The sequence below is a fragment of the Citrobacter europaeus genome (assembly GCF_037482245.1).
Classification (GTDB): Bacteria; Pseudomonadota; Gammaproteobacteria; order Enterobacterales; family Enterobacteriaceae; genus Citrobacter; species Citrobacter europaeus.
Genome location: NZ_CP148084.1, coordinates 3,051,773 through 3,064,459, shown reverse-complemented (window position 1 = coordinate 3,064,459; position 12,687 = coordinate 3,051,773). Strand labels below are relative to the sequence as shown.

Sequence of the window (12,687 nt, the reverse complement as noted above, 5' to 3'; positions counted from 1 at the left end):
ATGAAAAAACTGTTACTCGTTGTCCTGTTATTGCTGGTTGTGCTGGGCATTGCCGCGGGAGTGGGAATGTGGAAAGTTCGCCATCTGGCGGACAGTAAATTATTGATTAAAGAAGAGACGATTTTTACGCTGAAAGCGGGTACGGGCCGTCTGGCTCTCGGCGAACAGCTGTATGCCGACAAGGTTCTCAATCGTCCGCGCGTGTTCCAGTGGTTGCTGCGAGTGGAACCCGAACTGTCGCATTTTAAAGCCGGAACCTACCGTTTTACGCCCGATATGACGGTGCGGGACATGCTGCAACTGCTGGAAAGCGGTAAAGAGGCGCAGTTTCCGTTACGTCTGGTTGAAGGGATGCGCCTGAGCGATTACCTCAAACAGCTGCGTGATGCCCCGTATATCAAACATACGCTGAGCGATGATAGCTACGAGACCGTTGCCGAGGCGCTGAAGCTGGAAAATCCGCAATGGGTGGAAGGCTGGTTCTGGCCAGATACCTGGATGTATACCGCCAATACAACCGACGTGGCGTTGCTAAAACGTGCGCATCAGAAGATGGTTAAAGCGGTGGATACCGTCTGGGAAGGGCGCGCTGAAGGCCTGCCTTATCAGGACAAAAATCAGCTGGTAACCATGGCCTCCATTATCGAAAAAGAGACAGCGGTAGCCAGCGAGCGCGATCAGGTGGCTTCAGTCTTTATTAACCGCTTACGTATGGGTATGCGTTTACAAACCGATCCGACGGTGATTTACGGGATGGGGACACGGTATAATGGCAAATTGTCGCGTGTGGATTTAGATACCCCAACCGCCTATAACACCTACACCATTACGGGGCTACCGCCTGGCCCGATTGCCATGCCGGGAGAGGCCTCGTTGCAGGCCGCGGCGCATCCGGCAAAAACGCCGTACCTCTATTTCGTGGCTGACGGTAAAGGTGGCCATACGTTTAATACCAATCTTGCCAGCCATAACCGGTCCGTGCAGGATTACCTGAAAGTGCTTAAGGAAAAAAATGGGCAGTAACTATATCGTCATCGAGGGCCTGGAAGGCGCCGGAAAAACCACCGCGCGTAACGTGGTTGTAGAGACACTTGAGCAACTCGGTATTCGTGACATGGTTTTCACCCGTGAACCTGGTGGAACGCAGCTCGCTGAGAAACTAAGAAGTCTGGTGCTGGACATTAAGTCGGTGGGTGACGAGGTCATCACCGATAAAGCCGAAGTTCTGATGTTTTACGCCGCACGCGTACAACTGGTCGAAACCGTTATTAAACCTGCGCTGGCAAAAGGCGCATGGGTAATTGGCGACCGCCACGATTTGTCGACTCAGGCGTATCAGGGGGGCGGGCGCGGCATCGACCAAAACATGCTGGCGACCCTGCGCGATGCGGTGCTCGGTGATTTTCGCCCGGACCTGACGCTCTATCTGGACGTGACTCCGGAAGTTGGATTGAAGCGCGCGCGCGCGCGCGGCGAGCTGGATCGTATTGAGCAGGAATCTTTCGATTTCTTTAATCGCACCCGCGCGCGTTATCTTGAGCTGGCGGCCAAAGATGCCAGCATTCGTACTATCGACGCGACGCAGCCGCTGGAGTCTGTGATGGCAGATATCCGCAATACCATCACCCAGTGGGTGAAGGAGCAGCGCGCATGAAATGGTATCCATGGTTACGACCGGATTTTGAAAAACTGGTAGCCAGCTATCAGGCGGGTCGTGGTCACCATGCGTTACTGATTCAGGCGTTACCCGGCATGGGCGACGATGCGCTGATTTACGCGCTCAGCCGCTATTTAATGTGCCAGCAGCCCGAAGGACATAAAAGCTGCGGACAGTGCCGGGGCTGTCAGCTGATGCAGGCGGGGACGCATCCTGACTACTACTCGCTGCTGCCGGAAAAAGGCAAAAGCACGCTGGGGGTTGATGCGGTACGCGAAGTCAGTGAGAAATTGTACGAGCATTCACGCCTGGGGGGGGCGAAAGTGGTGTGGATCCCGGATGCCGCCCAGCTAACTGACGCCGCCGCCAATGCCTTGTTAAAAACGCTGGAAGAGCCTCCGGCGCAGACCTGGTTCTTCCTCGCCAGTCGAGAGCCTGCACGTTTATTGGCCACGCTACGTAGCCGCTGTCGGTTATATCACCTTGCGCCACCGGCTGAGTCGTACTCTATTTCCTGGCTTGCCCGAGAAGTGACCGCGTCTCCAGAAGCGCTGCTTAGCGCATTACGCCTGAGCGCAGGTTCGCCTGGCGCAGCAATTACGCTGTTACAGGCTGAAAGCTGGGCGCATCGCACAGATTTTTGTGCGGCACTGGGGAACACATTAAACGCAGGCGACTGGTATATCTTGCTCGCGGCGTTAAACCACGATCAGGCTGCCGCCCGTTTACACTGGCTGGCAACGTTGTTGACGGATGCGTTGAAACGTCCATATGGGGTTTCCCATTTAACGAATCCTGATGCGCTGGACCTGATATCTTCTATCGCAGAACGGTTATCCATCGCCCAGATACAGGCGATACTCGGTGACGTTTGTCATTGCCGTCAGCAGTTGCTGAACATTACAGGCATAAACCGTGAACTGATACTAACCGACCTTATCCTGCGTATTGAGCATTACCTGCAACCGGGCACCGTACTGCCTGTTCCCCATCTTTGAGAGAGACATTATGTTTTTAGTCGACTCACACTGCCATCTTGATGGCCTGGATTATCAATCTCTGCATAAGGACGTGGATGACGTGCTGGCGAAAGCGGCCGCACGTGATGTGAAATTCTGTCTTGCCGTTGCGACCACTCTGCCAGGATATCGCAGTATGCGCGAACTGGTCGGTGAGCGTGACAATGTGGTTTTCTCCTGCGGCGTGCATCCGTTAAATCAGGATGAAACCTATGATGTTGAAGAGCTGCGCCGCTTTGCTGCCGAAGAGGGGGTGGTGGCGATGGGAGAAACTGGTCTGGACTATTTTTATACGCCGGAAACAAAGGTGCGCCAGCAGGAATCTTTTATCCACCATATTCAGATTGGCCGCGAATTACAAAAGCCGGTCATCGTGCACACCCGCGATGCGCGAGCCGATACGCTGTCTATTCTGCGCGAAGAAAAAGTGACGGATTGTGGCGGCGTACTACACTGTTTTACAGAGGACAGAGAAACGGCGGGGAAATTGCTGGACCTCGGTTTTTATATCTCGTTTTCCGGCATCGTCACGTTCCGCAACGCAGAACAGCTCCGTGATGCCGCCCGCTATGTTCCTCTGGACCGGTTATTGGTTGAGACGGATTCTCCCTACCTTGCGCCTGTACCGCATCGTGGGAAAGAGAACCAGCCCGCCATGACTCGTGACGTTGCGGAGTACATGGCCGTAGTGAAAGGTGTTGCCGTTGAAGAACTGGCGCAGGCAACCACTGATAACTTTGCCCGCCTGTTTCACATCGACGCTTCTCGCCTACAATCAGTTCGTTAACTGACTTTTTTTAAAGCTCGTAATTAATCACCAATGCGAGTAAAGTTCACCGCCTCAAAATGGGCGGTGAATAACCAGTTTGACACATTCAGAAACTCATTTTATCGGAATGTGCGGATTTTGCGGCCATCCACGACTGAATTGTGATAGCCGTCAAACAAAAACAAACTGAATTATTTTACTCTGTGTAATAAATAAAGGGTACTTAGATGCCCTGTACACGGCGAGGTTCTCCCCCCTCGCCAATGCGTGAGAACGTAGAATACACAAAGTCATTCAGGCTGCATCAAGGCGGCAAGTGAGTGAATTGCAGGAGCTTACTTGAGTAAGTGACTGGGATGATCGAGCGCAGCCAACGCTGAGGCGGTTTGAAGGATGAAGTGTATAAGCACAAATACTCAGGAGCACTCCTAATTATGTTTAAGAATGCATTTGCTAACCTGCAAAAGGTCGGTAAATCGCTGATGCTGCCGGTATCCGTACTCCCGATTGCAGGTATTCTGCTGGGCGTCGGTTCCGCTAACTTCAGCTGGCTGCCAGCCGTTGTATCGCACGTAATGGCAGAAGCAGGCGGTTCTGTTTTTGCAAACATGCCGCTGATTTTTGCTATCGGTGTTGCGTTAGGCTTCACCAACAACGACGGCGTATCTGCACTGGCATCCGTTGTTGCTTACGGCATCATGGTCAAAACCATGGCTGTTGTTGCGCCGCTGGTTCTGCATTTACCTGCTGAAGAGATCGCCGCTAAACACCTTGCTGATACGGGTGTTCTCGGGGGGATTATCTCCGGTGCGATTGCAGCGTATATGTTCAACCGCTTCTACCGTATCAAATTGCCTGAGTATCTGGGCTTCTTTGCGGGTAAGCGCTTCGTTCCTATTATTTCTGGTCTGGCCGCCATCTTCACGGGTGTGGTTCTGTCCTTCATTTGGCCACCAATCGGTACTGCTATTCAGACGTTCTCCCAGTGGGCTGCATACCAGAACCCGGTCGTGGCGTTCGGTATCTATGGCTTCATTGAACGCTGCCTGGTGCCGTTTGGTCTGCACCATATCTGGAACGTTCCATTCCAGATGCAGATCGGTGAATACACCAACGCTGCAGGTCAGGTTTTCCACGGCGACATCCCTCGCTATATGGCGGGTGACCCGACTGCAGGCAAACTGTCCGGTGGCTTCCTGTTCAAAATGTACGGTCTGCCGGCTGCCGCTATTGCTATCTGGCACTCTGCTAAACCTGAAAACCGCGCGAAAGTGGGCGGTATCATGATCTCCGCAGCGCTGACCTCGTTCCTGACCGGTATTACCGAGCCGATCGAGTTCTCCTTCATGTTCGTGGCGCCGATCCTGTACATCATCCACGCGATTCTGGCTGGTCTGGCATTCCCGATCTGTATCCTGCTGGGTATGCGTGACGGTACGTCGTTCTCTCACGGTCTGATCGACTTTATCGTTCTGTCCGGCAACAGCAGCAAACTGTGGCTGTTCCCGATTGTCGGTATCGGTTATGCGATCGTGTACTACACCATCTTCCGTGTGCTGATCAAAGCGCTGGACCTGAAAACGCCGGGTCGTGAAGATGCTACCGAAGACAGCAAAGCAGGCGCATCCGGTGAAATGGCTCCGGCTCTGGTTGCAGCATTCGGCGGTAAAGAAAACATCACTAACCTCGACGCGTGCATCACTCGTCTGCGCGTCAGCGTGGCTGACGTTGCCAAAGTGGATCAGGCTGGCCTGAAGAAACTGGGTGCGGCGGGCGTTGTGGTAGCTGGTTCCGGTGTTCAGGCTATCTTCGGGACGAAGTCCGATAACCTGAAAACTGAAATGGATGAGTACATCCGTAACAGCTAAGCAGTAAGAAGTTGGGGAGAACTAAGGCAGCCTGCGGGCTGCCTTTTTTATTGTATTAATTAGCCTGAACGCGAATCGGCGCGGTAGCGGCGAACAGCCACGGACGTGCCTCTGCGTTCACGCGAGGGGATAACGACTCTCTGACCTGCTGGTGATAATCATCAATCCACTGCTTCTCTGCATCGCTGAGCAGATGCCGTTCAACCAGATTCAAATCAATCGGCACCAGCGTCAACGTTGAGAAACGACAGAAACCAGGACGACTGTTGATAATCTCCACCTGATTCTCAATACGGATCCCATATTGCCCGGCAAGATAATAACCCGGTTCGATGGTAATGATATTGCCTGCTACCAAAGGCCAGGGGTTTACTTTTTTGGCGATGCGATGGGGCTGCTCATGAATAAGTAGCTGATGGCCGACCCCGTGTCCTGTTCCATGATCAAAATCCAGACCTAAATCCCACAACGCCCGACGACTAAAGGCATCCAGTTGATGTCCCTGAGTACCGCTGGGGAACTGCAGCGAGATAAGCGACAAAAAGCCTTTCAACACGGCGGTGTAATGCAGACGACGCTGCGGATCCTGTGGACCAAACGCGAGGGTGCGCGTCGTATCCGTCGTACCATTATGGTACTGGCCGCCGGAATCATTCAGGTACATGGCCTGAGAGGTAATTGGCGTATTGGTTTTTTCACTGGAGTGGTAATGGCACATTGCGGCATTGCTGGCAGAGGCTGAAATCGTACTGAAACTTTGCTCGATAAATCCCGGCTGCTGCTGGCGAAATTCCAGTTGCTTTGCCTGCGCTTCCAGTTCGGTGACCGGATTGCCTGCAGCTTCGCGCAAGGGGACTTCATGCGTAAGCCAGGCGAGGAAGTTAACCCAGGCAGCGCCATCCTGCTCATGGCATTCCCGATAGCCTGCCAGTTCCACGTCATTTTTGTGCGCTTTCATCAGGGTGATAGGGTCAGGAGCCCACAAGACGTTGCCGCCGTGTTCTTCAATGGCAAAACGCAACGCAACCGGGGCGTAGTCTCTATCGACCAGAAAGCGCTTACCCTTAGCCAACTGCTGGCAGCGCGCCAGGAAACTCTCTTGCGGGGCCAGCGTAAGCGTATTCAGCAGCGATGCGGGGAGCTGTTGCGTTTTGTTGCTATCCACAAACCATTCCAGCTCACCGCTGCGATGGAGCAGGGCAAACGAAAACGGCACTGGCACCATGGCCAGATCCGAACCGCGTACATTCAACAGCCAGGCAATGTTATCCGGCAGGGTGATCGCCAGGACGTCGGCCTGGTGCTGAATGAGTTGCTCCACGACGCGGGCACGCTTTTGCGTACTGCTTTCCCCGCTGATTTCAATGGGCATTTCACGAATGATTCCACAGGGTGCCGCCGGGCGGTCGAGCCACACCTGGTCAAAAGGATCCTGTGCAAGAGGCACCAACTCGCAATGCGTTGCTGAAAGCGCTTCAAACTGGCTGTTGACCATCAGCAGCGGTTCAAAGCCGATACGCGCGCCCGCTGTAACGTGAGACTGCAAATAGTCAGCCAGCGGTTCATCGTGTAAGTGATGAATTTCAAAATCATCCAGCGAGACTTCATTGCGCACCTGGACCTGATAACGTCCATCGACAAACATTAATGCGCGGTCTTGCAGGACCAGCGCGAGTCCCGCAGAGCCGCTAAAACCGGTCAGCCAGGCCAGCTTATTGTCATGCGGCGTACAATCTTCGCTTTGATGAGCGTCGGCGCGCGGGACAATCATGCCATCCAGCCCCTGCGCTATCAGCAGGTTACGCAGGGCGGAAAGAGGAGTTGAGTTGTGCATAGTTACCTTCAGGCCTTAACGGAACGGCGGTTCGTTGAACGTACGTAATTTACGGGAGTGCAGTCGGTCGCCTTCAGCACGCAGACGATCGATAGCCCGGATACCTATTTGCAGGTGCTCGGAAATGGCGCCTTCATAAAAACGGTTGGCCTGACCAGGCAGTTTGATCTCGCCATGGAGCGGTTTATCGGAAACGCACAGCAGCGTGCCGTAAGGAACGCGGAAGCGGTAGCCCTGGGCGGCGATGGTGGCGCTTTCCATATCGATAGCCACCGCGCGGCTGAGGTTGAAACGCAGCGCAGAAGCGGAATAGCGTAGCTCCCAGTTACGATCGTCAGTGGTGACGACGGTACCGGTACGCAGGCGCTGTTTAACCTCTTCGCCAGGCATGCCGCTGACTTCTTTGGTGGCGTCATACAGTGCGCGCTGTACTTCCGCAATGCTCGGAATTGGGATATCCGGCGGTAGAACTGCATCCAGCACGTGATCGTCACGCAGATAAGCGTGGGCCAGAACATAGTCGCCAATCGCCTGGCTTTCACGCAGCCCGCCACAGTGCCCAATCATCAGCCAGACGTCAGGGCGCAGTACGGCCAGATGATCGCAAATGGTTTTGGCGTTAGACGGGCCAACGCCAATATTGACCAGCGTGATCCCCTGACCGTCGGCGGTGATTAAATGCCAGGCAGGCATCTGGTGTTTCTTCCAGGCGAGGTCGGAGATGGCTTCTTCCGGAGCTTCAGTTTCTGCGGTGATCCAGATCCCGCCCGCGCATGACAGCGCGATATACGGACTGTCCGGGTCGAGGATCTGGCTGCAGCCCCAGCGCACGAACTCATCGACGTAGCGGGTGTAGTTGGTGAACAGCACAAAAGGCTGAAAATGTTCAACCGGTGTTCCTGTGTAGTGACGCAGTCGTGCCAGCGAAAAATCTACGCGTCGGGCGTCGAAGTGCGACAACGGGGAGAATTCCGCCGGATGAAAAATCCCATCTGCCGTTTCGTCACCAATCTGGGACAATTCTGTAGTGGGAAAATGGCGCGTTAATCCGGCGCTCATCGAGCGGTCAAGCGTCAGTTCAGAACCGTCAATGACGTATGGATAGGGAATTTCATGCAGCGATGGCTCGACGGAGATATGCGCATCATAATCCTGATACAGCAGCGTGAGCTGTTCCTCAAGATACGGACGAAAAAGCGACGGACGGGTAATCGTCGTGGTGTAGCTGCCCGCGTGGGTAAAACGGCCATAGGCGCGGGTTTTCGGGGGATTTGTGGCGCTGCCGTCCCAGGTGACACAAAGCGACGGGTAAACAAAAAGACCATTATGGCGGGCTGTTACGTCAGGGAGTATCCCTGTTTCAATATACTTACCAATGGCGCTTCGCAGTGCTTTAACCGACTGCTCGTACAGCGCGTCCAGTTTATCCAGTGCCTGAGCCGGTGTCAGGCTGGAGCCCTTATTGATCATGTCTGTCTCCTTGTTCCACAGATGTACTGCACTCCCGATAGTATGTCACAGGAATATGAAACAAAAGTCAGACGTTGAGGAAGATTGTGCGAAGGCCGGACGACCTTCGCACCATGGCTTAACCGTGCTGCTTATCCCGCATCAGCAATGCGGTGGCGGCAGAAATAAGACAACCAGCCATCAGATAAATGGCCACGCTATGCCAGTCTCCGCCGGAAAATGTCACCAGTGCCGCAGCAATGAAGGGCGTAAAACCGCCGCCAACCACGCTTGCTACCTGATAGCCAACGCCTGCGCCGCTGTAGCGGTAGCTTGCGCCAAACAAACCGGTAAACATAGGCTGCTGCACGCAGACCACCATATCGTGCGCGATGTTGGCTAACATAATCGCGAAGAACACGATCCAGAAAATAGACTGTGCTTCCAGCGCCATAAAGAACGGGAAGGCGCTGAGCGTACCGACCAGTGCGCCGGTAATGTAGACGCGCCGACGACCAAAGCGGTCCGCGAGCCAGGCAAAGCAGGGGATAGTCAGACAGCTCAGTCCACCCACTAACAAGCCAATATTCAGAAACAGCTCGCGGGGCAGACCCAGGTTCTGCGTGGAGTAATTAAGTGCAAACGCGGTGACGATATACATCGTCAGCAATTCACATAAGCGCAGAGCGATAATTTTTAAAAATGCGCCCGGATGACGGATTAACGCCTCGACTACCGGTAGCCGCTTTTTCTCTGGCTGCGGTGCCTGCTGCTGCTGTTCAAATTCGGCAGATTCATCCATACGGTTACGCATCCACAATGCCCCCAAAACCAGCACAATGCTGAACAGGAACGGAATACGCCAGCCCCAGCTCAGGAACTGCTCATCGGTGGTTTGCGAGCTAATCAGCGAGACCAGACCGGTAGAGAGCAGCAGTCCGACGCCGTAACCTACCTGAACGCCACTGCTGTAGAAGGCTTTTTTGTTTTTCGGCGCGCTTTCGACCGAGAGTAACGCCGCGCCGCCCCATTCACCGCCAACGGCGAATCCCTGAATAGCACGCAGCGTTACCAGCAGCACAGGGGCCCACCAGCCAATGGTGTCAAAGGAAGGAATAATCCCTATCAGCGCAGTAGCAATCCCCATCATCCAGACGGTGAGCATCAGCATACGTTTACGGCCCAGGCGATCGCCGAAGTGGCCGAAGATCACCCCGCCTAGTGGGCGGAACAAAAATCCGACGCCAAAGGTGGCGAATGCGGCAAGCGTTCCCATCGCTGGGCTGACCTGCGGGAAGAACTCGCGATTAAAGACCAGCGCGGCGGTGATGCCATAAAGCAGAAAATCATACCAGTCGACCACGGCGCCAGCGAAGCTACCAAGCGCAGCGCGTCGGGCACGATGAAGCGAAGAGGCGTCCTGTTGGGGACCCGTGGAGGTGAGGGTGGAATCCATAGTTATCCTGTCTGTACTGTCTTTTAGTTATTAGTATTTAGGTTGGGTTACACACATTGCAGTCGATATATTAACGACCGTTATGAGATTACCGCGACAGATGCGATGAGAAAACGATTATCTCTCTCAACATGGGACAAGATGAAAAATAAGACGAATGAAAAACAGTAATGCAGAAAAGCAAAAAGCCCGCTAAAAAGCGGGCTTTTCTAAATATGGCTCCTCTGACTGGACTCGAACCAGTGACATACGGATTAACAGTCCGCCGTTCTACCGACTGAACTACAGAGGAATCGTTTGAACGAGGCGCATATTAGCGAGGGTGATGAGGCTTGTCAAAGGGGGAAATACATTTGTGCGTTCGTTTGCTGACAAAATCAGCAAAGCGGCGATCTTTCCATCTTTTTAAGCTTTTGCCCCATTCTGGTGCGCGCCTACCTCTTCCAGGGCAATCAAAGTAAGCCATACAGATGTAAATAATGTTTTTTGCGCACCTTTGCTCCAGACTTTACGCGGTTTTAGCCGTAAAACACGGCATATGACGAAACTGGCAAGCATCTTGCAATCCTGAATTCAATGACTGCCAGCACGGGTTCTGGTATTCCGACAGGAGGCAAAATGAACTTCAGACGACTGAAATATTTCGTGAAAATCGTCGATATTGGTAGCCTGACCCAGGCAGCGGAAGTGTTGCACATTGCGCAACCTGCGCTAAGCCAGCAGGTCGCCACGCTGGAAGGCGAGCTGGATCAGCAATTGCTGATTCGCACCAAGCGTGGCGTCACGCCGACGGAAGCGGGGAAAGTGTTGTATACCCATGCCCGGACCATTTTGCGTCAGTGCGAACAGGCGCAGCTTGCGGTTAATAATGTGGGCCAGACTCTTGGGGGACAGGTCTCTATTGGCCTTGCGCCAGGTACGGCGGCGTCATCCATCACTATGCCGTTATTACAGACAGTACGTGCAGAACTGCCAGATGTACTGGTCTATTTGCATGAAAACAGTGGGGCGGTGCTGAATGACAAGCTGCTCAGCGGGCAATTAGATATGGCGGTACTCTATGAGCGTTCACCCGTGGCGGGTATCAGCAGCCAGCCGTTGCTAAAAGAGGATCTTTACCTGGTCGGCACGCGTGAGTGTCCGGGGCAAAGCGTCGATCTGGCCACTGTGGCGCAGATGAATCTGTTTTTACCACGGGATTACAGCGCAGTTCGTCTGCGTGTGGATGAAGCTTTCTCGTTACGTCGCTTAACCGCTAAAGTCATTGGCGAAATTGAGTCTATTGCCACCTTAACGGCTGCTATTGCCAGCGGTATGGGCGTTACGGTATTGCCTGAGTCGGCGGCTCGTTCATTGTGCAATGCTGCAAACGGCTGGATGGCGCGGATAACAACCCCATCGATGAATCTGCCATTATCATTGAACGTCTCGGCCAGAGGGAGCTTATCGCCTCAGGCACAGGCCGTGAAGGAGATTCTGTTGTCGCTGGTTAGCCGTCCTGCGCTGGAAAACCGTGAGCTGCAGCTTGTCAGCTAAACCTTATTCCCGCGAGGAATAAGATGCAGGTTTTTATTATTTGTTATGCCGGGCGTCAGACTTTAACAATAGCGTAATGTCTGATGTGCCCGGAGCGAAAAGTGAATTTCCAGCAACTTAAAATAATCCGCGAGGCGGCCCGTCAGGATTACAACCTGACGGAGGTCGCGAATATACTGTACACCTCCCAGTCTGGCGTCAGCCGACACATTCGTGAACTTGAAGATGAACTGGGTATCGAGATATTTATCCGTCGCGGTAAACGCCTGCTGGGCATGACCGAACCGGGTAAAGCCTTGCTGGTTATTGCTGAACGTATTTTGAATGAGGCCAGCAACGTTCGCCGACTGGCGGATCTGTTTACCAATGACACGTCCGGTGTACTGACGATCGCTACCACGCATACCCAGGCGCGTTATAGCCTGCCAGCAGTAATTAAAGCCTTTCGTGAGCTGTTCCCTGAGGTGCGACTCGAACTGATCCAGGGCACGCCGCAGGAAATCGACGTGCTGCTGCAAAATGGCGGGGCAGATATCGGGATCGCCAGTGAGCGACTCAGCAGCGATCCACTGCTGGTGGCTTTTCCCTGGTTTCGTTGGCATCACAGCCTGCTCGTGCCATATGATCATCCCTTAGCGAAGACTTCTCCACTTACGCTGGAATCCATCTCACACTGGCCGTTGATTACCTATCGTCAGGGGATCACGGGACGTTCCCGTATCGATGAGGCGTTTGCGCGTAAAGGGTTAGTGCCGGATATTATCCTCAGTGCCCAGGATTCGGATGTGATTAAAACCTATGTGTCGCTGGGTTTGGGGATTGGACTGGTGGCAGAACAATCCAGTGGCGAGCAGGAGGAGGGGAGCTTGACCCGTCTGGATACCCGGCACTTATTTGATGCAAATACGGTCTGGCTGGGCCTGAAACGCGGGCAACTGCAGCGCAACTACGTCTGGCGATTTATCGAGCTATGCAACGCAGGGTTATCCGTCGATGAAATCAAACGCCAGGCGATGGAACCGGATGACACCGTGATTGACTATCAAATTTAAGGATAACGTTATATCTATCTCATGAATTGATAAACCAATGGCTCAGG

10 protein-coding genes and 1 tRNA gene are annotated in these 12,687 nt (G+C 53.7%); 7 read left to right on the top strand and 4 right to left on the bottom strand.

All coding sequences use genetic code 11. The features are described from left to right. From yceG to ptsG, 5 genes are all read left to right on the top strand, one after another. Positions 1 to 1,023, top strand: coding sequence for a cell division protein YceG (gene yceG, locus WHR59_RS14505; protein WP_075146320.1), 1,023 nt, complete (start codon positions 1 to 3; stop codon positions 1,021 to 1,023). Beyond that, entirely contained in the window at positions 1,013 to 1,654 is a 642-nt protein-coding gene (gene tmk, locus WHR59_RS14500; RefSeq protein ID WP_043015927.1) for a dTMP kinase, read from the top strand. Before yceG ends, tmk begins: the two co-directional genes overlap by 11 nt. After that, positions 1,651 to 2,655, top strand: a complete 1,005-nt coding sequence (gene holB, locus WHR59_RS14495) for a DNA polymerase III subunit delta' (protein WP_338843197.1) — start codon at positions 1,651 to 1,653, stop codon at positions 2,653 to 2,655. Before tmk ends, holB begins: the two co-directional genes overlap by 4 nt. A 10-nt stretch (positions 2,656 to 2,665) precedes the next feature. Further along, positions 2,666 to 3,463 carry a metal-dependent hydrolase gene (locus WHR59_RS14490; RefSeq protein WP_003036276.1) on the top strand — a complete coding sequence of 266 codons (798 nt, stop codon included), beginning with the start codon at positions 2,666 to 2,668 and terminating at the stop codon, positions 3,461 to 3,463. 416 nt (positions 3,464 to 3,879) lie between these two features. Next, on the top strand, positions 3,880 to 5,313 hold the full coding sequence (ptsG, locus tag WHR59_RS14485) for a PTS glucose transporter subunit IIBC (RefSeq protein WP_003036277.1): 1,434 nt from the start codon (positions 3,880 to 3,882) through the stop codon (positions 5,311 to 5,313). A gap of 55 nt (positions 5,314 to 5,368) precedes the next feature. Here the strand turns inward: ptsG and WHR59_RS14480 are convergent, their stop codons facing one another. The 4 genes from WHR59_RS14480 to WHR59_RS14465 form a co-directional block, all read right to left on the bottom strand. Beyond that, positions 5,369 to 7,147, bottom strand: a complete 1,779-nt coding sequence (locus WHR59_RS14480; RefSeq protein WP_087050404.1) for an aminopeptidase P family protein — start codon at positions 7,145 to 7,147, stop codon at positions 5,369 to 5,371. Between the two features lie 15 nt (positions 7,148 to 7,162). Continuing rightward, positions 7,163 to 8,617, bottom strand: coding sequence for an AMP nucleosidase (locus WHR59_RS14475; protein ID WP_043015931.1), 1,455 nt, complete (start codon positions 8,615 to 8,617; stop codon positions 7,163 to 7,165). Between the two features lie 118 nt (positions 8,618 to 8,735). Next, the gene (gene shiA / locus WHR59_RS14470) at positions 8,736 to 10,052 is read right to left on the bottom strand and encodes a shikimate transporter (RefSeq protein ID WP_043015932.1); all 1,317 of its coding nucleotides are present in this window, start codon (positions 10,050 to 10,052) and stop codon (positions 8,736 to 8,738) included. A gap of 216 nt (positions 10,053 to 10,268) precedes the next feature. Then, a tRNA-Asn gene (locus tag WHR59_RS14465) sits at positions 10,269 to 10,344 on the bottom strand. A 326-nt stretch (positions 10,345 to 10,670) separates the two neighbouring features. Here WHR59_RS14465 and nac point away from each other — a divergent pair. Further along, positions 10,671 to 11,588 (top strand): nitrogen assimilation transcriptional regulator NAC, encoded by a 918-nt coding sequence (gene nac, locus WHR59_RS14460; RefSeq protein ID WP_087051065.1) that lies wholly within the window; start codon positions 10,671 to 10,673, stop codon positions 11,586 to 11,588. Positions 11,589 to 11,689: 101 nt separating this feature from the next. After that, entirely contained in the window at positions 11,690 to 12,640 is a 951-nt protein-coding gene (cbl, locus tag WHR59_RS14455) for an HTH-type transcriptional regulator Cbl (RefSeq protein WP_043015934.1), read from the top strand. The last annotated feature ends 47 nt before the right edge of the window (positions 12,641 to 12,687 follow it).

What these genes read in the sequence shown, in the direction of transcription:
- yceG (WP_075146320.1), top strand. Translation starts at nt 1, where the DNA reads ATGAAAAAACTGTTACTCGTTGTCCTGTTATTGCTGGTTGTGCTGGGC.
- tmk (WP_043015927.1), top strand. Translation starts at nt 1,013, where the DNA reads ATGGGCAGTAACTATATCGTCATCGAGGGCCTGGAAGGCGCCGGAAAA.
- holB (WP_338843197.1), top strand. Translation starts at nt 1,651, where the DNA reads ATGAAATGGTATCCATGGTTACGACCGGATTTTGAAAAACTGGTAGCC.
- WHR59_RS14490 (WP_003036276.1), top strand. Translation starts at nt 2,666, where the DNA reads ATGTTTTTAGTCGACTCACACTGCCATCTTGATGGCCTGGATTATCAA.
- ptsG (WP_003036277.1), top strand. Translation starts at nt 3,880, where the DNA reads ATGTTTAAGAATGCATTTGCTAACCTGCAAAAGGTCGGTAAATCGCTG.
- WHR59_RS14480 (WP_087050404.1), bottom strand. Translation starts at nt 7,147, where the DNA reads ATGCACAACTCAACTCCTCTTTCCGCCCTGCGTAACCTGCTGATAGCG.
- WHR59_RS14475 (WP_043015931.1), bottom strand. Translation starts at nt 8,617, where the DNA reads ATGATCAATAAGGGCTCCAGCCTGACACCGGCTCAGGCACTGGATAAA.
- shiA (WP_043015932.1), bottom strand. Translation starts at nt 10,052, where the DNA reads ATGGATTCCACCCTCACCTCCACGGGTCCCCAACAGGACGCCTCTTCG.
- nac (WP_087051065.1), top strand. Translation starts at nt 10,671, where the DNA reads ATGAACTTCAGACGACTGAAATATTTCGTGAAAATCGTCGATATTGGT.